The organism is Niallia circulans NBRC 13626, from assembly GCF_001591585.1.
Taxonomy (GTDB): Bacteria; Bacillota; Bacilli; order Bacillales; family Cytobacillaceae; genus Niallia; species Niallia circulans.
Genome location: NZ_BCVE01000009.1, coordinates 101487 through 122800, shown reverse-complemented (window position 1 = coordinate 122800; position 21314 = coordinate 101487). Strand labels below are relative to the sequence as shown.

Here is a 21314-nt window from a genome sequence, read left to right as displayed (position 1 = left end):
ACCCACATCTAATGGACGGTAAAAGGAGTGCATTTTCATGCGCTCCTTTTTGCATAGATTTATAAAAATCGAAAGTCTTTAGAAAAGTACATGGAAATTTTTTATAGTTATAGATGTAGAGGGTTATATGGATAGAAAAGAAGATAGGTCTTTTCTATAACAGATAAGTCATGGAGAAGTTGTTTTCCATGGCTTTTTGTGTTGCTTTAAATGGACTGGAATCGTCCGTTTAGAGGTTGGGAAAAGAGATAATCATAACAAAGGAGAGCGGTAAAATGATTATTTGCAGCGTAAATAAGATAGCGAAAATGTATGGAGGAAATACCATATTTGAAGATATTTCTATAGAGATCAAGGAGAAGGAAAAAGTAGGTCTTGTTGGCAGAAACGGAAGTGGCAAGACAACCTTGTTTAGGCTTCTAGCTGGGAAGGAAACACCAGATGCTGGGCAAATTCATTGGAAAAAAGGCATGAAAAATGGGTATTTAGAACAAATACCAGAATTTAAACCAGAATGGATGGCAAAGGATGTTTTAAAGCAAGCATTTTCAAATCTAGTTATCATCGAAGAGAAGATGAAACAGATGGAACAGGAAATGGCGAAGGACAATTCTCCAAGCCAATTACAGCTTTTAATCGAGGAGTATGGAAAACTGCAAGAGTTTTTTACAAATGCTGGCGGATATGAGATGGATGCCAAAATTGAAAAGATTGTAAACGGGTTAAACATTCAACATTTAGTAACCAAAAAATATGGAGATTTAAGTGGAGGAGAACGAACTAAAATTGGTTTAGCCATGATTCTTCTGGAAGAACCAGATTTCCTTTTATTAGATGAGCCGACGAACCATTTAGATTTAATGGCAGTGGAGTGGCTAGGAAGATTTCTTCAAGATTATAGTGGAACCATTTTACTTATTTCTCATGATCGCTACTTTTTAGATGAAGTAATTCAAAAAGTCATCGATTTAGAGGATGGAGAAGTAACGACCTATCATACTAATTTCACCAATTTTACGAAGGAAAAGGAAGAAAGACTTTTAAGAGAATTCCAAGCTTACGAGGAGCAGCAAAAGAAAATCAAGAAAATGAGGGAAGCGATTAAACGCTTGCGTGAATGGGCCAATCGTGCCAACCCGCCTAATGAAGGACTGCATAAGCGTGCGCGAAACATGGAACGGGCTATAGAGAGAATGGAGAAATTGTCTCGGCCAAATATGAATAGAAAGAAAATGAATTTTGAAATGGAATCAAGTGATCGAAGTGGCAAGGATGTGATTCAACTTCGTAATGTTTCCAAAAAATTTGGAGAGCAAATCCTCTTTCAAGATGTACAGATGAAGATTAGCTACAAGGATAGGGCAGCTATTATTGGAGAGAATGGCACAGGGAAATCAACTTTATTAAAAATGATTCTTCAGCAAATCAAGGCAGATGAAGGAGAAATAAAGATCGGTAGTAATGTTAAAATCGGTTATCTTTCTCAGCATACCTTAACAGAAATGGAAGGAGAAACAGTTATCGAGGCTTTTCGAAATGAAGTATCTGTGACAGAAGGGGAGGCTCGACATATTTTAGCGCAATTTCTCTTTTATGGATATTCTGTTTTTCGAAAGACTGCCAATTTAAGCGGCGGAGAAAGAATGAGGCTGCGATTAGCACAGCTGATGCATCAAGAAATTAATCTGCTTGTATTAGATGAACCAACGAATCATTTAGATATTGATTCTCGTGAAGTATTGGAAGATGCTCTAGAGAATTTTGATGGTACTATTCTTGCTGTTTCCCATGATCGCTACTTTTTAAATAAGCTTTTTCGAAAGATTTATTGGATTGAGTCACAAGAGATTCAATGTTATGAAGGAAATTATACGTATGCGCGAGAAAAGTCACAGGAAAGAAAAAGGACACAAGTGCCTATAGACGAAACAATAACATCGAAAAAGAGGATGCAGCCGATTAAGAAAAGACAAAGAACCGAATCTGCCGTTAATCCAGTGGATTTGGCAAATGAACTGGAAGGATTGGAGAAGGAGATATCAGAAGTAGAGAGAAGAATAGAAACAGAGACGGAATGGGAGAGCTTAGCGCAATTTTTATCGGAAAAGGAAAGGCTGGAAAGAAGATGGGAGGAACTGTATACCCTTATGAATAGCAAATAAAAAGGAGAAAGGCTGCCAAGACTCAGCCTTTCTCCTTTTTACATTAATTATTGTGCACAACGCTTACGAATATATCCTTTATCTTTATGATAGAGAACTAATGCAATAATTAAAATGATGGCAGATATCCAGATAGCTTTATTGCCAAATTGAGTGGTTGTAAACGTTCCTAGTAGCGCTCCGAAAATAAAAGAGCCAATTATAAGGGAAAACTCTTTAAATTGGATTCTTGCCTCTTGACTTTGTTTGATAAAAGCAGCATAAGCCGCTTGTGTCGCAGTTCGTAAATTACCAGTAGTCATAGTAGAATTATAGGCCCATTTATCGAGTTTATTAAAAGTAGATATTTGTAAGGAAGATACAAAAGAAATACTTGTTGTCACAATAATGTTTGGTATAGATGCCGGCAAGAAGCCAACGGTAATTAAGACAATACATTCCAATATTAGAATCGAACGTCTATAGCTGTATAAGATCTCTCTTAAAGAAGGAATCTTCACAATTTCTGAGACTAGGACTCCTAAAATAAAAGCTATTAACGGTGGAATATAATGAAGGGATTCTCTCCATTCGCCAGTCGCTGCGTTCACTGCAAACAAAACAATATTCCCTGTTTGCGCATTGGCAAATACGCCGTCCCTGCTAATAAAGGTATACGCATCTAAAAAGCCGCCAACCATTCCCAATAAAGCGGCTAAGAATACAGAATTAGAAGATAAAGAGGGAATTGGTTTTAATTTATCAATCATGGTATTACGCTCCTTGCGAGATAATTCTTTCCTGAAAGCTATAAGGAAAAACATTACTATCTTAACATAAATCGTTTCAGGAGGATTTGAATAAAAACCGAATTTTTTATGGATTAATATATTAAACGCTTTCTCTTTGTTTTAAACAAAGTAAAAAATGTCAATTATTTTTTTCTACTTTTTTGATAGTAAGTACGTGTGAATAATATGTATGTATGTTTGTAATGAGTACAAATAACAAAAAGTAGAGAAGGAAAGCTATTGCCAGATACTGTGACAATAGCTTACAATTTAATCAAAGTAGAAATTATACTGGTCGTAATACGAAATAGTTGTTTTAATAAATTAATGAAGAAAGGCATAGGATGATATGAAGTGGACTAAATGGTTATCCCTCCTGCTTATAATAGGCGGAGTATTTTTTATTGGGTATGGCGTTTGGAATATAATGGATACGAAAGCGCAAACGGAGAACTCTTTATCCGAAGCTAAGGCAGCCATTAACAAGGGGAATGAAAAGTGGGTGGATAAAGAAAGTAAACGTTTTGTCCCATCTATTGGAGATGCTGTTGGGCTATTAGAGATTGACAAAATTGATGGGGAGTTACCAATTGTGGAAGGGACAGATCCAGATGATTTGGAAAAAGGGGTCGGACATTATAAAGGCAGCTTCTATCCAGATGAAAATGGACAAATCGTCTTATCGGGCCATCGTGATACGGTTTTTAGGAGAGCAGGAGAATTAGAAATAGGAGACGAGCTTAAAATTATTTTGCCATATGGGGAATTCTCTTATCAAATCACTTCTACTAAAATAGTCGAGGCCGATGATCAATCGATTATTACACTAGATGATTCACAAGAAGAACTTATCCTGACAACATGTTATCCATTTCGCTTTGTAGGCAATGCACCGCAGCGTTATATTATTTATGCTAAAAGAATATAGTGATTATACCAACTCTGTAAATGAAAAAATACTCGTAACAGCAGATAAGAATCTACACATATTATCTTAATACGTACACCACTTAGTTATTAGTGGTGTATTTTTTATCTGCTACATTTTAAATGCATAAAAAAATTATTAAAGGCGGAACTTTACATAATAAAATTCGTATTATTAATATCTAATTTATGCTTTATAAATTAGATAATGTTTCTAAATGGAAGGGGAGAGATGAGATGGCATGGCTGCTTCTACTTACCGCTATTATGGTTTGGATTATTTTATTTCTGCGCACAAGACTCACCTTTAAATTTGGTGTATCTCCTAAAGTATTAGAGATTCAGCCAATTAAAGGGTTAAAAAAACTAAGTGAAGACCTAGAACATTCTCTTACTAGAAGTTATATGGAAAATGTAGAAGAACGAGTAAGGAGGGAGAACAAGTTAAGAGAAAATGAGTATGAATGGCGCTTACTTGATTTAAAACGATATTTTGTTTTAACCTCTCTTTTAAAAGAATCTCCTATGTTTAGCGTGAAAGTTGATGAATTATGGCATCAGATGCTCATGTTTACCCGAGAATATAAGGATTTCTCCCATAAATACTTAGGCTCTACTCTCCATCACAGTCCTAATGTAAAGGGGAAATCTAATCCTGATCTACGGGGATTCTTTGATTGGGTTTATGCAGAGCTTTTTCTTATAAGAAAAGAGAATATCTATTTATATAAGGGATTTTTTCGACATCCAGTTCATCCAACTATTATCGAAGACTTTAAAAACTTAGCTGAAGACGACTTATTAAATCGATATTTTAAAACGGACACGAAATATCATACTACTGTTTATGCGCTGATTACCGCTATGAAAAAGTCGGTAAAGAAGGTTAGAGATTATCAAAAAAGTACCATCTATGACAAAATGAAAAAAAGTAAAAGGGAACAAAAATTCAATTCCATGCTTATTCCTTACTTATCTGTTTCTTATTTTCATTACGCTGAATTTTCCAGTTATATGAAAATGAGTAGTGATAGTTCAGCAAGCTGCACTAGTTGTGGAACTGGGTCGGTATTCTGTTCGTCTGATAGCGCTTGCTCCTCTGATAGCTCCTGTTCAAGCTGTGGTGGAGGTTCTGATTAGTAGAAGAAAAAGATAGATAAAGCATATGTCTATCTTTTTCTATTTTAGGAAAAATCTATTCTAAATTAGCATGCTTCCCATACATTTTACTGGAATCCAATTCTTTTATTTCCATGTATTTTAAAATCAGACTATCCAAGACGATAAGGAGTAACTGTTCGAATAAGGAACCCATTGGTTGAATACTTTTCGCTTCTTTATTACCTCGATCTTTTGGTGAACCAGGCATTTTAATAACTTGGTCAGCCAGTTTCCCAACAGTAGAATCAGGAGAAATAGTTAGGACTGTAATATTCCCACCAATACTTTTTGCTTTTTCTACTATGGTTAGAATACTTTTTGTTTCGCCAGAACCGGTTCCTACGATGAGAAGGTCATCCTTTTCATAGGTAGCAGTAACCGTTTCTCCAATAACGTAAGCATCAATTCCCATGTGCATCATTCGCATTGCAAATGATTTAAGCATAAATCCAGAACGACCAGCTCCATAAACGAAAACTTTTTTTGATTGCAGAATACGCTCGACAAGCTTTTCTAAGTCCTCATTTGCAATAAGTGCTCCTGCCTGCGTTAATTCCTGAATGACTTGGTCAAGATAATCGCTTGTTTTCATTTACTTATCCTTGAGCAATTAGTTCTTTAAATTTAGAAGCAGCTTCACTTAAGTTCTCTTGGCTAGTAATTCCCCCACCAACAATAACTAAATCTGGTTGAGCAGCAATAACTTCTGGCAATGTTTCTAGTTTTATGCCACCTGCAACAGCAGTTTTCGCTTTTTTGACAACACTCTTAATTGCTTTTAAATCTTCAAAAGAGTTTTTGCCAACTGCTTGTAAGTCATAGCCAGTATGAACACAAATGTAATCAACACCAAACTCATCAAGTTGTTGTGCGCGTGTTTTAATATCTTTAACAGCGATCATATCGACAAGAATTTCTTTGCCAAGCTTTTTCGCTTCAGCAACTGCACCTTTAATAGATTCGTCTTCAGCAACAGCTAAAATAGTGACAAGGTCAGCACCAGCATTAACTGCTTGGCTTACTTCATAACCAGCTGCATCCATAATTTTTAAGTCCGCTAATACAGACAAATTAGGAAAAGCTTCTTTTACTTGCTTAACAGCGTGAAGGCCTTCATTTATTACTACAGGTGTACCAATCTCAACGATATCAACATATTGTTCAACCTGAGAAACAACCTCTATTGCTTGTGGGATATTAACTAAATCTAATGCTAATTGTAATTTCATTTTGTTTAACTCCTTTTCTTTTTTTCATTTTATCTTGCACGCAGAATACTGGAAATATGTCTAATTTCTGTACAACCGTTATTATACGTTTTATAATCCATTTAAGTAAGTACGCACTTTTTTTTTATATAGTGTCTAAAAGTATACTAAGTATCAATTAAGGAAAGAGGAATGATGATGGAACGAATGGCAGGCAAAGAATTTAATTGTGAGAAAGAACTAACCTTAAGTATAATTGGTGGAAAGTGGAAAATGTTAATTCTTTGGCATTTGGGTAAGGAAGGAACAAAGCGCTTTGGAGAACTAAAAGCTTTAATTCCCGGAATTACACAGCGTATGCTTGTCAACCAATTGCGTGAGTTAGAAAATGACTATATTGTAAAACGAGTTGTTTATCCAGTTGTCCCTCCAAAAGTAGAATATTCCTTAACAGATGAAGGAAAATCGCTTATGCCTATTTTAGATGCTATGTATAGCTGGGGACGAAATTATATGGATACGGTACTTGAAAGTCCTCCTGTGATAAAGGAATTAGAATCGATAGACAAATAATGTTAGGATAGTAAATAATGAACGAGAGGATATGTGACAGTATAAGCACAGAGAGTGACTCTCAGTGCTTATATTATAGAAATGGGAATATAAATCTTGGCTACCATTTTAATATTTTTTATTGATATAAAGCTCTTCCTATGGTATATTCTACATATGCTAGTGCAATCGTTTGCACGAAAAGGTGAATGATAGAACAATTTTTTTAATATAAAATGATAGCGTTTACCATTATTGTGCTAAAAATAACGGAGGGGAAAGTATGGCAGTAACCATTAAAGATGTTGGTAAATTAGCAAATGTTTCTCCATCCACTGTTTCAAGGGTACTGGCGAATCATCCGAAAATAAGTGATGAAACAAAGCGCAAAGTCCGGGAAGCAATGGAGGAATTAGGATATCATCCAAACCTTCAAGCAAGAAGCTTAGTAGTTAAGAGCACGAAAACAATCGGAATTGTTATGCCGCATTCGACAGAAAGGGTGCTAGAAAACCCATTTTTTCCAGAAGTTTTAAGAGGTATTAGTTTGGAGGCAAGAAAAAGTCAGTTTGGCATTTATTTAACAACCGGAGCATCAGAAGAGGAAATATTGCAGGAAGTAATCGAGATGGTCCAGGGGAAAAGGGTAGATGGCATTATTCTATTATATAGTAAAACGAATGATAAAATTATGGATTATCTTTTACAAAATAAATTTCCCTTTACTGTTATTGGGAGGCCCTATCAAAATGCTGAAAGAATTACATTTGTGGATAACGATAATGTGTTTATTACGAAACAAATTACCGAGTACTTAATTCAATTAGGTCATCAGAAAATTGCCTTTATTGGAGCCAATATGGAAATGGTTTTTACGATTGACCGTTTGAAAGGTTTTAAACAAGCATTAAAGGAAAATGGAATTGCTTATCAAAAAGAGTTAATCATTTATGATAAGGAATTAGTGGATCGAACAAAAGAGAAGCTTACAGAGATTTTGAATTTGGAAAGCCGACCGACAGCGCTTGTTGTCTCCGATGATTTTATTGCCATTGAATTAATTAGCTATGCAGAGGAACTTTCCATATCTATTCCAGAAGATTTATCCATTGTTGCATTTAATAATATTTCAACTGGTAAGTATATGAAGCCTTCTTTAACAAGTGTGGATATTAATATTTTTCAGCTTGGTGTTGAAGCAACCAAGTGCTTACTCGATGATATTACGTATCCTAATGCTGTAACTAAGCGAATTACCGTACCTGCGAAAATGGTGGAAAGAAACTCTTGTTGTCGAGTAGCGGAATAAAACGACCTTTAATGTGGTAATAAAACAGAAATTAGATGTAGAAAGGGAGAAATTAGAGTGACTCAAAAGTGGTGGAAAGAGGCAGTAGCCTATCAGATTTATCCTAGAAGTTTCATGGATTCAAATGGAGATGGAATAGGGGATTTAAAAGGAATTATAACTAAATTAGATTATTTAAAAGAACTTGGGATTGATTGTATTTGGATTTGTCCAATGTATAAATCGCCAAATGATGATAATGGCTATGATATTAGTGATTATCAAGATATTATGGATGAGTTTGGAACAATGGATGATTTTGACTTGCTTCTATATGAAGTACATCAACGTGGAATGAAGTTAATTATTGATTTAGTAATTAATCATACAAGTGATGAGCATGAATGGTTTGTAGAATCTCGGTCTTCCTTAAATAATCCGAAAAGAGACTGGTATATTTGGAGAGATGGAGTAGATGGGAAAGAGCCGAATAACTGGGAAAGTATATTTGGAGGCTCTGCTTGGAAACTGGATGAGACAACTGGACAATATTTTATGCATATTTTTTCAACAAGACAGCCAGATTTAAATTGGGAAAATGAAGAAGTAAGAAAAGCTCTATACAATATGATTAATTGGTGGCTTGACAAAGGTATTGACGGTTTCCGAATTGACGCCATCAGTCATATTAAAAAAGAAGAAGGATTAAAAGATATGGATAATCCACTAGGCTTAGACTATGTCCCATCTTTTGATAAGCATATGAATGTAGAAGGAATTCAACCATTTTTAGAAGAGTTAAAGAATGAGACATTTGCAAAATATGATATTATGACAGTCGGAGAAGCCAATGGTGTAAAGGTAGAAGAAGCAGAGCTATGGGTTGGAGAAACAAAGGGAAAATTTAATATGGTTTTCCAATTTGAACATTTAGATTTATGGGATAACGAAAAAAATTATGGCGTCGATGTTATGGAATTGAAACAGGTTTTAAATAAATGGCAAAAAGGTTTAGAAAACAAGGGATGGAATGCTTTGTTTATTGAAAACCATGACAAAGCAAGATCTGTTTCCACATGGGGTAATGATAAGGAATATTGGAAAGAAAGTGCCAAGGCTTTAGGGATGATGTATTTCTTTATGCAAGGAACTCCATTCATTTATCAAGGTCAAGAAATAGGAATGACGAATGTTCAATTTCCAACGATTGAGGAATATGATGACGTGGCAACGAAAAACCTTTATAAATTGAAACGGGAAGAAGGATTTAGCCATAAGGAAGTGATGGAGATTATTTGGTCTACTAGCCGTGATAATTCCAGAACCCCAATGCAATGGTCTAGTGATGAATATGCTGGTTTTTCTGAACACAAGCCTTGGATGGGAATGAATCCAAACTATTTAGATATCAATGTGGAAAGTCAAAAGCAAGATCCAGATTCTATCTATCATTTTTATAAGAAGATGATAGATTTGAAAAAATCTGGTCCCATTTTAACATATGGAACCTTTGATTTAGTGGATGAAGAGAATAAACAGGTTTTTGCTTACACTCGGACCCTGGATGATAAAAAGATGGTGATCATTTCTAATTTATCAGCAGAAGAGGCAGTGTTTGAAAATCGTGTCGTCGAATTGGAGCATGAAAATTTACTGTTAGCAAATTACTCTGTTGAAGAACATGAGCCAACAACTTCCATTTCATTGAAACCATATGAAGCAAGAATGTATACTTGTAAATAAGAGATAGTTAAGAGAAAAGTGCATTCAAAAATCAGCAAATTGATTTTTGAATGCACTTTTTGTATTGATTTGAAAAAAGAAGTGCTGGATAGGGAACAAAGATCGAAGAAATTACCTAAAAGGAGGAGGGAATCAGCCAAAGAACAGAAATATCAGCCAAAAGGAGGAGGGAATCAGCCGAAGTGCCGAAATATCAGCCAAAAGGAGGGAGAAATCAGCCAAAGTGCAAAAATATCAGCCAAAAGGAGAGGGGAATCAGCCAAAGAACAGAAATATCAGCCAAAAGGAGAGGGGAATCAGCCAAAGTGCTGAAATATCAGCCAAAAGAAGGGAGGAATCAGCCAAAGTGCAAAAATATCAGCCAAAAGGAGGGAGAAATCAGCCAAAGTGCCGAAATATCAGCCAAAAGGAGGGAGGAATCAGCCAACCTCCCAATATATCAGCCAACCGACCACAAATATCAACTAAAATTAAATTTCTCCTCCAAATTCCTTAAAGAAAAACTATCTCTCTAAAGAAATTACTGCCAGCGTACACCGTGAGATACATATTAATTCCTTTTTATCATTCTCTACTTTAATTTCGTAAACCATACTGGATTTTCCTTGATGAATAACTGTAGCAGTTGCGGTTACAATTCCTTCTTTTACCGAACGAATGTGGTTTGCGTTTATTTCTTGGCCAAACACCGCTTGTTTTTTGGCATCAATTAGACTAGCTGCTCCAACGCTTGCAGCAGTTTCCGCTAAAGCTACGGAAGCCCCGCCGTGTAGATAGCCGAAAGGTTGTTTTGTTCGTTCATCTACTGGCATTGTCGCAATGCATACCCCATTTTTAACTTCAACAATATTGATTCCTAGACTTTCCATAAGTGTATTTTTTATTGAGATATTTGGAAACATATTCTTATTCTCCATTAATTTTTTTCTTATTATAGCATAATCAATTAAAGGAGGAATTATTGCAATCCTAGTGCTGTTGATATCTCCCTTTTTGGCATGAAAATTTTGTGTTGACATAAAAATAAAAATAAAGTTAAAATATTTAATAGTTAAACCCTTTAACTAAATAGATGTGGGGTGAATGTTATTAATCGAACAGAGATAAATCAGATTATTGATCGATATGTAAGTATAAATTTTTCTGTTAATCGTAAATTTGATCAGTTAATTAGACAGGAAATAGGAGATGTTCTAACAACAGAACAGCATTTTACGATGCGCCATATCAACAATGTCGAAGTATGTACATCTACAGAGCTTGCGATTGTGTTTGGGGTGAAAAAAAGTGCCATTACTCCTATCATCAACCGCTTAGTTGAAAAGGGATGGGTTGAGAGAACAAGAGATGAAAAGGATAGGCGTGTTATTTATTTAACTTTAACTTCAGCAGGAAAAGTAATATTTGGCGAGATGGAGAAAAAAATTCAAAGTGTGATTGTGTCTGTTATTTCGCAATTTGATCATACTGAAATTCAAAACTTTATAGACACGTATGCCAAGTTAGATAGATTAATTGAAGAAAAATAGAGAATAGAAGCTGGAGGGGAATAAAGTTGAATGCTATTTTAAAGGGAAAATGGTTTATTCTTGGAGCATGGATTATCGCTATAGTCGGTTTATTTATAATAGCTCCAAATATGGGAGATTTAGTGAAGGAAAAAGGACAGATTACTATACCTGATGAATACTCTTCTTCTGAGGCTGGAAAAATTCTTGATGAAATTCAGAATCAGAAAAATGCAGGGGAACAGTCAACAGTGGCTTTAGTCTTTCATAATGATAAGAAGTTGACGGAAAAAGATATTGCGGAAGCGAAAAAAGCAGTGGATGCATTAGAAGCCAATAAGAAAAAGTTAGGAATTACAGATATACTTTCCTCGTTTGAAAAGGAGGAATTAAAGGACCAGTTGGTTTCAGATGATGGAAAAACCATCCTCACATCATTGACTATTAGTTGGAATGATAGAGAAGCGGAAGAGGTCAGCGACGCATTATATAAAACAATTGAAAAATATGATGTGGATCACTATTATACCAGCAACTGGATGATTGATCAGGATTTGGTAAATAGTTCTCAAGAGGGATTAAAGAAGACAGAAGGAATCACAGTTGTCTTCATTCTGGCTGTATTGTTAATTGTTTTTAGATCTGTAATTGCGCCATTTATTCCTTTAATTACAGTAGGACTTACATACTTAGCATCCCAATCTATTGTGTCTATTCTAGTAGATCAATTTAATTTCCCACTTTCCACGTATACACAAATTTTCTTGGTTGCTGTTCTCTTTGGAATAGGGACGGATTATTGTATTCTACTATTAAGTAGGTTTAAAGAGGAAATGATGCATCGGGAAAGTATTTGGGAATCGATAGTCGAAACGTACAAAAATGCGGGAAGAACAGTCTTTTTTAGCGGTATTGCGGTAATGATTGGGTTTGCTGCGATAGGATTTTCTAAATTTGTGCTTTATCAATCTGCTTCTGCCGTAGCAGTGGGGGTAGCTATTTTACTTATCGCCTTATTTACGGTTGTACCAATTTTTATGCTGTTATTAGGGAAGAAATTATTCTGGCCATCTAAAGGGTCGGCAGAGCATGGAGACAGCAAGATTTGGGAAGTGGCGGGTAATTTCTCTATAAAAAGACCGCTGCTATCCTTATTGGTTGTAGCATGTATTTGTGTTCCCTTCCTTGTTACCTATGATGGTGATATTTCTTTTAATTCTTTAGAAGAAATTGGGGATGATTATTCATCGATAAAAGCATTTAATGCAATTGCGGACAGCTTTGGACCAGGCGAGTCCATGACAACAACCGTAATTTTAAAAAATGATGACCAATTAGATACAATAGAGTATTTATCTTTAGCAGATACGATTACGAATGAATTAGCTAAAGTAGATTTGGTGGATAGAGTTCGGTCTGTAACGAGACCAATGGGAGACTCCATTGAAGATCTTTATATTTCTAATCAAGCGAAAACCTTAGAAGAAGGTTTGGGCCAAGGAAAAGAAGGAATTGATCAAATAAGTGAGGGGCTTCACAGTGCCGGAGATGAACTGCAAAAATCAGGACCACAGTTGAATGACGCAGCAGATGGGATTAATGGGCTCATTAAAGGAACAAATGATGTGAAATCTGGTTTGGGAGAAATTCAGTCTAACTTAGAAAAAATTGAACAAGGCATTCGCCAAGGTTCTGCTGGTTCTGATCAAATAAAGTCAGGATTACAACAGGCAAAAACAGGGGCAGAAGCACTGTTGAATGAGCATAATAAATTACAAACTGGATATAAAGAGGCAGAGAAAGGTCTATCTGCTATTCTCGGGGAATATCAAAAAATTAATTCAGGTTTAGAGCAATTGGCACAGGGGCTAAATAAAGTACCAAAAGAATCGTTTGGTTCTTTAGAAGGGACATATGCTGGATTAGCTGATAACCCAGCATATATAGGAATTAAAGCAGGATTTTTAGGAGCACAACAACAATTACCCGCAATTAATGCTGGTATCGATCAATTAAATACAGGGTTAGCTAAATTACAAACAGGAATGAGTAAAGCGAATGCAGGCTATGCAGAAATATTAAAAAATCAAGCAAATATTTCGGCTGGACTGCAGCAATTAATTGCTGGTATCGATCAACAGCAAAAAGGATTAGACCAATTAGCAGATGGCCAAGGGCAGATTGTGAACAATATGCCTAAATTAACGAATGGATTAAGTAGTATTAATGAGGGACAGAAGCAATTACTAGATGGGTTTAGTGATATAGGTGGTCAGCTTGGCCAATTAACGGACGGATTAACACAAAGTGCTGAAGGATTAGATCAAGTTTCTGAAGGTTTAGGTTCTGCTAAGGATTATTTATCTGGATTATCTAAAAACGAAACAAACAGTTTCTATATTCCAGATGAAGTATTAGCGAGTGATGAATTTAAAGGGGCATTAGATACGTACCTATCTCCAAATCGCAAAATCATGACATTTGACGTTGTATTCTCAGACAATCCATATTCAAATGAAGCAATTGATCAAATTGATAAGATAAAAGATAGAGTTGATCAAATAACAAAAGGAACCAAGCTTGAAAATGCGGAAATTGCTGTTTCCGGGATTACTAGTACCAATGCAGATCTTCGCACTATGTCCAATGCTGATTATACAAATACTGTTATTTGGATGATGATTGGGATTTCGATTGTTTTAATCTTTTTATTCCGGTCTATCATTATGCCGGCTTATATTATTGGATCGTTAATTTTAACATTCTATACAACGCTTGGAATAAATGAGGCAATCTACGTGAATCTGCTGGGCTATTCTGGGATCAGTTGGGCAGTACCATTCTTTGGATTTGTTATTTTAGTAGCTTTAGGTGTGGATTATAGTATTTTCCTTATGGATCGATTTAATGAATATAAGAATTTAACGATAAAAGATGCGATGTTAGAAGCGATGAAGAAGATGGGGACAGTCATCATTTCTGCAGCTATCATCTTAGGTGGAACATTTGCAGCGATGATGCCATCAGGAATGTTATCCCTATTACAGATAGCAAGCATTGTATTAGTTGGATTATTCCTATATGCATTTATCATTTTGCCATTGCTTATACCTGTTCTAGTAAAGAATTTTGGAGAAGCAAACTGGTGGCCATTTAAACGAATAAAGGATTAATAAGGAAGAGGAAGGCATTTAGGGTATATACACTTAAAGCCTTCCTTTTCATATAGGCAATGATTTTGTTGTAAGTGGATGAAGGAGAACGGATTAAATGAAATTTTTCTCTAGATAATGGAATTGAAATTAATCTGTGAAAAAAAACGTTTTTTCTTGTTATTTTTCATTTTTGGATTGATAATAAAGGATAAAGAAAAGATATTTTATAGTAGTTAGGTATTTTAAATCGTCAGGAGTCTTTTGCATGGAGATGTTGCTTCATTTTTTTCAAAAAAAAGCAGTAAAAAGATTTTTAATTTTGTTTTTAATTGGTTTAAGCCTTTATTTTGTACGTAGTATGATAAATCTCATTTTATTTACTTTTATATTTTCTTACCTAATGGATCGACTTGTTCAGTTTTTTACAAGCAAATTTGCGATAAAACGATCAATTGCGGTTATTTTGCTATATTTTACTGTATTATTTTTGCTCATATATGGGATTTCCACCTATTTACCTGTTGTCATCCAGCAAATCTCGATTTTGGTTATCCAAATCACAGACTTTTATATGCAGCCACATGACAATGCAGTCTTGAATTTTATAGTAAATACAATAAATAATCTTAATGTAACGACCTATTTACATCAGGGCTTTACCTTTATATTTAAGTATTTTACAAATATATGGGGAAATCTGCTTCAAGTGTTTATGGCGATAGTATTAAGCCTATTCTTTTTGTTAGAAAAAGACAGATTACGGTTGTTTGCTACTCGTTTTCATACTAGTAAAATAGCACCAATTTACTTTGAATGTAAATATTTCTGTAAAAAATTTGTAGCAACCTTTGGAAAAGTAATAGAAGCACAATTTATTATTGCCATTATTAATTGTGTGTTAACGACAACTTCCTTGTATTTCTTAGGCTTTCCTCAATTATTTGGATTAGGTATTATGATTTTCTTACTGGGTTTAATACCAGTTGCCGGGGTTATTATTTCCTTTATTCCATTATGTATTATCGGTTATACGGTCGGAGGAATAACACATGTCATTTCAATTGTTATCTTAATTGTTGTAATTCATGCGCTTGAAGCATATATATTAAATCCTAAACTAATGTCTTCTAAGACCGATTTACCAGTTTTTTTCACATTCATTGTTTTAATATTTTCCGAACACTTCTTTGGAGTATGGGGATTAATTGTAGGTATTCCGATTTTTATATTCTTGTTAGATATATTAGAAGTGAAGAGTGAAAAACAACGAAAAGAATCCATAAAAGAAAAATAGGTGGGTATAAAGAAAAAGTCATCTCCGGGGAGATGACTTTTTCTTTATAAATATTATTAAATAAACACAACAATGATAATGATAGCAAGCACAATACGATAGATCGCAAATGGTGTTAATTTAATTCGATCGATTAGCTTTAAAAAGAAGCGTATAGAAATTAATGCGAAAATAAATGCACTGATAAATCCAACGATAAAGAATGGGAGAGCAGCAGATGTAATGTATTCCCAATTATTTAGTAAAGAGATAAAGCTTGCACCAGCCATAATTGGTACTGCCATGATAAAGGTAAAGTCAGCTGCTACCCGGTGGCTTAGCCCCATAAGTACACCGCCAGATATCGTTGATCCAGATCTTGAAAAGCCTGGCCATAGGGCGATACATTGAAATAAACCAATGAAAAATGCTTGCTTATTTGTAATTTGATCCAAAGAAGTTGTGGTTGGTTTCTTCTTCTTTTGCGTAAAGTCTGCGATAATCATTAGGACTGCACCCACAATTAAAGCATATGCAACTGTTTCAAAATTAAATAGATGTTCATCTATGTAATCATCAAAAAGAAGTCCTAAAACACCAGCTGGAATTAACCCAATAAGAACTTGTACTAAGCTTAATTTATGTCCGACTACTTTTTCACCATTAATTGTTTTTTTCAAACCAAGAATATTTAAGAAACGATCTTTAAAGATAATTACTACTGCCAAAATCGACCCTAATTGAATAACAACTTTAAAGGTATTAGCTACTTCAGGTGAAAAAATCTCCCCTGACTTTAACCATAAATCATCGACTAGTATCATATGTCCAGTTGATGATACAGGTGCAAATTCCGTCAAACCTTCTACTATGCCCAAAATAAAGGCCACTATCAAATCCCATAACTTATCCAACATTTTTTCACTCCTATTTATCCATTCATTTCAAAATTATATTCTTACTCGAAAGCATACGCCTATCTATCATATCAAAAATTTAGCAAAAGCTGAATGCTATATTGAATATTAAATTAGACTTGGTTTCCTATTCCATTTTTCGATATAAAAACACATAAAGTATAACGCAGAAAGAAATACAGAAGTTTCACTAATTAATATTAGCGAAAGGAATAAAAGAAGATATACTAGAAAGATAGAAAAAGATAGAGAGGAAGAATCACGAAATGGAACGAAAAGGAATCCTGTCTCTTGGCGATGCGTTTATCGATTATGTTTCACGATCGAGTGATAATAATTGTTTTGAAAGAAGTTTAGGGGGAGCTTCTGTGAACGTTGCTGTACATATCAGTAGATTTACTATTCCTAGTTTTTATCTTACAAAACTAGGAAGCGGAGAAGATAGCCAATTTGTCGAAAAGGAAATGTTAAAAGAAAAAATAAATCTTGAAGACAGCGTTCGTACACCAACCAAGAAAATATCGAAAGTATATGTCCATTTAGATGCATCTGGAGAAAGATATTTTCATAAATATGAAAATGAAACGCCAAATGAAATTGTATTAGAATCAGATCTTAAGGAATCATCTTTTGAAAATAAATCGATCTTTTATTTTGGTTCTGGGACACTCTTTCATCCAAGTGCAAGAGCAGCGACAAAGAAGGCGATTGAAATCGCAAAGGAAAAAGGCTTATTCATTGCTTTTGATGCAAATATTCGGATTAAAAGATGGAAAAATGAAGAGGAATGTAGACAAGTGATGATGGAATTTTTGTCTTTTGTAGATATTCTAAAAATGTCAAAAGAAGAACTTCTCTTTCTATTAGAGGTTCAATCGGTAGAGAAGGGCTTAGCAAATTTGGAGAAGTTCCAAATACCTCTCAAGCTAATTACTTTGGGCGAAAAGGGGGCAATTGGACTATTATACGAAGAAAAAGTCCAAATGGCTGGAAAGGTGGTAAAGGCAATAGATACGAATGGTTCAGGCGATGCGTTTATGGCAACGATTCTTGCATGTATTTATAAAAAGGGATTTCCAGCTTGCAAAAAAGAGATGGAGTCTTATATGGATCAAGCTAATCGGTTGGGGGCAATAGTAGCTACAAAGGCTGGTTCCTTGCCGATTCTTCCAGATTATCAAATGATTATGGGAAGAGCTGAATCACCATTGCTCTGTGAAAACGAAGTATAGGAGATAGGATTGCATAGATATTGCGTTGAATTTGAAAACTGGAAAAAAAGCATGATTTTTTAAATAAAGCATACTTACTTATAGAGAATTATTATATTTCTAAGTAAGTATGCTTTTTATGTAACTTTTTTAAGTCTAAAGACGTAGATAAAAATAATACAAGAGTTTGTTTCCAGCCGGGGTTAAACTCTATATGATAACAAAGAGGAGTAGTAAAGATTATAACTTTTATTCGAAGGTGTTTACAAAAGAAGCCAGGATTAACAGCTTTTTCGATAAGTAAATATTAATGCGAAGGAGGGGTGTTTGTGTGACTGAAAGAAAGGTATATATTATTTTAACGGATACAGGCACTTTATTTACACGTTGTATTAAATTTTTTACAAGAAAGCCCCATAATCATGCATCTATTTCTTTTGATCCGCAATTAAATGAAGTTTATAGTTTTGGAAGAAGAAAGCCAAGCAATCCATTTATCGGTGGATTTGTGAAGGAAAATGTCCAGCATAGTTTTTTTCGAAACAGTAGGTGTATTATTTATTCCATTTCTGTTACGCAAACACAATATGAAAACATGAAGAAAAAAATTGAGCAGATGGAAAAAGAACAAAGAAATTATCGCTACAATTTACTTGGGCTTTTATTTATTTTACTAAAAATCCCATATAATCGTAAAAATGCTTATTTTTGTTCGCAATTTGTTGCATCGATTTTGCATGACAGTGGTGTCCTATTTTTTAATAAGCCCCCATGTTTAATGACCCCCTATGATTTATTAGATGAATATAAAATGCAAAAAGTCTATGAAGGGAAATTACATCTATACTCACTTGTTTTCAGAAAGCCGGCAGCCTAATGCATTTATTTATTTTTATATAATTGGAAAAAAGTGACCGTTTAAAAGGTCGCTTTTTTTTTGTATCAAATGGATATATTTCACATGGTTAATGTCAGAACTTTTGGTGAAAATAAAAAGGAGAAATCAATGCTTTGACAAATGGTAATCCCCTATACTATGATAGCTATTGCTGATAAGTCTTATCGGAATAAGGAGGAATAATATGAGAAAATTTAGTATATTATTAAGTTTGTTGGTAAGTATTACCATTGTGTTAGCTGCTTGTGGCAGCAATTCAGATAAGGGATCAAAAGATTCTGCAGATAAAAAAGCTGATAGCAACGCAGATTTATTGGCACAAATTAAAGATAAGGGCACATTAATAGTTGGTACGGAAGGTACATACCCTCCCTTTACTTTTCATGATAATTCTGGGAAGCTAACTGGATTTGATGTGGAAATTGCACAAGAAGTGGCAAAACGTTTAGGAGTGAAAGCAGAATTTAAGGAAACACAATGGGATGCCATGTTTGCAGGCCTTGATGCAAAGCGCTTTGATATGATTGCAAACCAAGTAGGGATTAATGATGAAAGAAAAGCGAAGTATGCATTTTCTGATCCTTACATTTCTTCTGCTGCTGTTCTTATCACGAGAGAAGATTCAGATGTGAAAAGTTTTAAAGATATGAAAGGATTAAAGTCAGCACAATCATTAACAAGTAATTATGCGGAAATTGCCAAAACGAATGGTGCAGAGCTAGTTGGAGTGGATGGATTTAATCAAGCGATTGAACTTCTTAACGCAAAACGAGTAGATGTTACCGTTAATGATAAATTATCTTTCTTAGATTTTAAAAAGCAAAAGCCAGATGTAAAAGTTAAAATTGTCGATACTGCTGATGATGTAGCGCATAGTGGTTTAATGTTTAGACAAGGAAATGATACATTAGTTAAAGCGGTAAATAAAGCACTTAAAGAAATGATTGATGATGGTACGTATAAATCAATATCAGAGAAATGGTTCGGAGAAGATGTACTTAAATAGCATTTTTACTGACGCAGAAGCATTCCAACGATATTATGATATAGCAGTTAGTTCCCTTCTTCCTTTGGTGAAGGGGGCTATTTTATATACGATACCACTATCCATTATATCCTTTATTATTGGGATAATTTTAGCTGTATTAACCGCTTTAGCTAGATTATCCAGTATAAAAATTTTTCGGGCGATTGCTGGAATCTATGTTTCCATCATTCGCGGAACACCATTACTCGTACAGCTTTTTATTATTTTTTACGGGTTACCCAATGTTGGTATTACGCTCGAACCTTTTATAGCAGCTATTATAGGTTTTTCATTAAGTGTTGGAGCGTATGGATCGGAAATAGTCAGAGGATCCATTTTAAGTATTCCTAATGGTCAATGGGAAGCTGGCTATTCCATTGGGATGAGCTATGTTCAAAATTTAAAAAGAATTATTTTGCCACAGGCTGCACGTGTTTCGATTCCGCCATTGTCTAATACATTTATCAGTTTAATTAAAGATTCGTCTCTAGCAGCCTTAATTCTAGTAACAGAAATGTTTCGAAAGGCACAGGAAATCGCAAGTACGAATTATGAGTTCTTATTGCTATATTCAGAGGTAGCCCTATTGTATTGGCTTATTTGTTTCCCTCTTTCTATTATCCAGCAAGGACTGGAAAATCGATTCGGCCGTCACTTAAGTAAATAAAAAAGCTTCTATTAGGCAGGAAGACTAAAATAATCGATAGAGGAAGGAGCGAACATCATGATTTCAATTAAAGGGTTGTCTAAGCATTTTGGCGATTTACAAGTATTAAAGGACATAAATTTAGAAGTGGACAAAGGGAAAGTCATTGTTGTTATTGGTCCTTCTGGATCAGGAAAAACGACGATGCTTCGATGTTTAAACATATTAGAAATACCAACTAGTGGTCATATTACAATAGAGAATAAGCAATTGGATTTCTCGACGAAAGTAACGAAAAAGGCTATAACAGATTTTCGAAAATTAACAGGAATGGTTTTTCAAAGCTATAATCTTTTTCCCCATAAAACTGCCATTGAGAATGTGATGGAAGGTCCCATCACGGTGAAAAAGCAATCAAAAGAAAAGGCAAGCATGAAAGCGGCTGATTTACTAAATAAAGTAGGACTGGGTGATAAAATCGATTTTTACCCATTCCAACTGTCAGGTGGGCAGCAGCAGCGAGTCGGCATTGCCAGAGCACTTGCGATGGAACCAGAAGTAATGTTATTCGATGAACCAACATCTGCGTTGGATCCAGAGCTTGTTGGAGAAGTTTTAAAAGTAATAAAGCAACTTGCGAATGAAGGCATGACGATGATTATTGTTACCCATGAAATGAAATTTGCGAAAGAAGTTGCGGACGAAGTAATTTTCATGGATGGTGGCTATATTGTAGAGAAAGGCAGCCCGCATGAAATCTTCTCTGACCCTAAAGAAGCAAGAACACGGCAATTTCTTCAATTAATTCAATAAAAAAAGAGCTGGTCAGGAATTTCTCAAAAGCGAGAATTAATCTGAAACAGCTCTA

General features: G+C 34.8%; 20 protein-coding genes. 15 read left to right on the top strand and 5 right to left on the bottom strand.

Annotated elements, in window-relative coordinates:
- Positions 1-275 precede the first annotated feature (275 nt).
- Positions 276-2162 carry a ribosomal protection-like ABC-F family protein gene (gene abc-f / locus BCI01S_RS13315; RefSeq protein WP_047942307.1) on the top strand — a complete coding sequence of 629 codons (1887 nt, stop codon included), beginning with the start codon at positions 276-278 and terminating at the stop codon, positions 2160-2162.
- Positions 2163-2209: 47 nt separating this feature from the next.
- On the opposite strand, the gene BCI01S_RS13310 is transcribed toward abc-f, so the two are convergent.
- Complete coding sequence (locus BCI01S_RS13310; protein ID WP_047942306.1) at positions 2210-2911, bottom strand: YoaK family protein; 702 nt, start codon at positions 2909-2911, stop codon at positions 2210-2212.
- A gap of 370 nt (positions 2912-3281) precedes the next feature.
- On the opposite strand from BCI01S_RS13310, the gene srtD reads away from it, so the two are divergent.
- Both srtD and BCI01S_RS13300 read left to right on the top strand, forming a co-directional pair.
- Complete coding sequence (gene srtD / locus BCI01S_RS13305; protein ID WP_047942305.1) at positions 3282-3860, top strand: class D sortase, LPxTATN-specific; 579 nt, start codon at positions 3282-3284, stop codon at positions 3858-3860.
- Positions 3861-4096: 236 nt separating this feature from the next.
- Positions 4097-4999 (top strand): UCP032817 domain-containing protein, encoded by a 903-nt coding sequence (locus BCI01S_RS13300; protein WP_047942304.1) that lies wholly within the window; start codon positions 4097-4099, stop codon positions 4997-4999.
- A gap of 55 nt (positions 5000-5054) precedes the next feature.
- Here BCI01S_RS13300 and hxlB read toward each other — a convergent pair whose 3' ends face one another.
- Together hxlB and hxlA are read right to left on the bottom strand one after the other, a co-directional pair.
- On the bottom strand, positions 5055-5612 hold the full coding sequence (hxlB, locus tag BCI01S_RS13295; protein WP_047942302.1) for a 6-phospho-3-hexuloisomerase: 558 nt from the start codon (positions 5610-5612) through the stop codon (positions 5055-5057).
- Between the two features lie 4 nt (positions 5613-5616).
- A complete protein-coding gene (hxlA, locus tag BCI01S_RS13290; RefSeq protein ID WP_047942301.1) occupies positions 5617-6249 on the bottom strand; it encodes a 3-hexulose-6-phosphate synthase in 633 nt (210 codons plus the stop codon).
- Between the two features lie 177 nt (positions 6250-6426).
- On the opposite strand from hxlA, the gene hxlR reads away from it, so the two are divergent.
- From hxlR to BCI01S_RS25280, 4 genes are all read left to right on the top strand, one after another.
- Complete coding sequence (gene hxlR / locus BCI01S_RS13285; protein WP_047942300.1) at positions 6427-6801, top strand: transcriptional activator HxlR; 375 nt, start codon at positions 6427-6429, stop codon at positions 6799-6801.
- Between the two features lie 262 nt (positions 6802-7063).
- Positions 7064-8089 carry a LacI family DNA-binding transcriptional regulator gene (locus BCI01S_RS13280; protein WP_047942299.1) on the top strand — a complete coding sequence of 342 codons (1026 nt, stop codon included), beginning with the start codon at positions 7064-7066 and terminating at the stop codon, positions 8087-8089.
- 57 nt (positions 8090-8146) lie between these two features.
- Positions 8147-9811, top strand: coding sequence for a glycoside hydrolase family 13 protein (locus BCI01S_RS13275; RefSeq protein WP_047942298.1), 1665 nt, complete (start codon positions 8147-8149; stop codon positions 9809-9811).
- A gap of 182 nt (positions 9812-9993) precedes the next feature.
- Positions 9994-10326 (top strand): hypothetical protein, encoded by a 333-nt coding sequence (locus tag BCI01S_RS25280; RefSeq protein WP_156485427.1) that lies wholly within the window; start codon positions 9994-9996, stop codon positions 10324-10326.
- On the opposite strand, the gene BCI01S_RS13260 is transcribed toward BCI01S_RS25280, so the two are convergent.
- Positions 10315-10713 (bottom strand): hotdog fold thioesterase, encoded by a 399-nt coding sequence (locus tag BCI01S_RS13260; RefSeq protein ID WP_082138328.1) that lies wholly within the window; start codon positions 10711-10713, stop codon positions 10315-10317. The genes BCI01S_RS25280 and BCI01S_RS13260 overlap by 12 nt on opposite strands.
- Before the next feature lie 177 nt (positions 10714-10890).
- On the opposite strand from BCI01S_RS13260, the gene BCI01S_RS13255 reads away from it, so the two are divergent.
- The 3 genes from BCI01S_RS13255 (at position 10891) to BCI01S_RS13245 (ending at position 15768) form a co-directional block, all read left to right on the top strand.
- The gene (locus BCI01S_RS13255; protein WP_082138327.1) at positions 10891-11340 is read left to right on the top strand and encodes a MarR family winged helix-turn-helix transcriptional regulator; all 450 of its coding nucleotides are present in this window, start codon (positions 10891-10893) and stop codon (positions 11338-11340) included.
- Positions 11341-11366: 26 nt separating this feature from the next.
- Positions 11367-14492: an MMPL family transporter gene (locus BCI01S_RS13250; RefSeq protein WP_061799099.1), complete on the top strand. Its 3126-nt coding sequence runs from the start codon at positions 11367-11369 to the stop codon at positions 14490-14492.
- Positions 14493-14739: 247 nt separating this feature from the next.
- Complete coding sequence (locus BCI01S_RS13245; protein WP_061799097.1) at positions 14740-15768, top strand: AI-2E family transporter; 1029 nt, start codon at positions 14740-14742, stop codon at positions 15766-15768.
- 56 nt (positions 15769-15824) lie between these two features.
- Here BCI01S_RS13245 and BCI01S_RS13240 read toward each other — a convergent pair whose 3' ends face one another.
- Positions 15825-16664 carry an undecaprenyl-diphosphate phosphatase gene (locus BCI01S_RS13240; RefSeq protein ID WP_047942294.1) on the bottom strand — a complete coding sequence of 280 codons (840 nt, stop codon included), beginning with the start codon at positions 16662-16664 and terminating at the stop codon, positions 15825-15827.
- A 266-nt stretch (positions 16665-16930) separates the two neighbouring features.
- On the opposite strand from BCI01S_RS13240, the gene BCI01S_RS13235 reads away from it, so the two are divergent.
- The 5 genes from BCI01S_RS13235 to BCI01S_RS13215 all read left to right on the top strand — a co-directional run bounded on the left by BCI01S_RS13235 (position 16931) and on the right by BCI01S_RS13215 (position 21259).
- Positions 16931-17896, top strand: coding sequence for a carbohydrate kinase family protein (locus BCI01S_RS13235; protein WP_061799095.1), 966 nt, complete (start codon positions 16931-16933; stop codon positions 17894-17896).
- 310 nt (positions 17897-18206) lie between these two features.
- Positions 18207-18752 (top strand): hypothetical protein, encoded by a 546-nt coding sequence (locus BCI01S_RS13230; protein WP_082810053.1) that lies wholly within the window; start codon positions 18207-18209, stop codon positions 18750-18752.
- Positions 18753-18957: 205 nt separating this feature from the next.
- A complete protein-coding gene (locus BCI01S_RS13225; protein ID WP_061799091.1) occupies positions 18958-19779 on the top strand; it encodes an amino acid ABC transporter substrate-binding protein in 822 nt (273 codons plus the stop codon).
- Positions 19766-20467: an amino acid ABC transporter permease gene (locus BCI01S_RS13220; RefSeq protein WP_047942288.1), complete on the top strand. Its 702-nt coding sequence runs from the start codon at positions 19766-19768 to the stop codon at positions 20465-20467. Before BCI01S_RS13225 ends, BCI01S_RS13220 begins: the two co-directional genes overlap by 14 nt.
- 57 nt (positions 20468-20524) lie before the next feature.
- Positions 20525-21259, top strand: coding sequence for an amino acid ABC transporter ATP-binding protein (locus BCI01S_RS13215; RefSeq protein ID WP_047942286.1), 735 nt, complete (start codon positions 20525-20527; stop codon positions 21257-21259).
- Positions 21260-21314 lie beyond the last annotated feature (55 nt).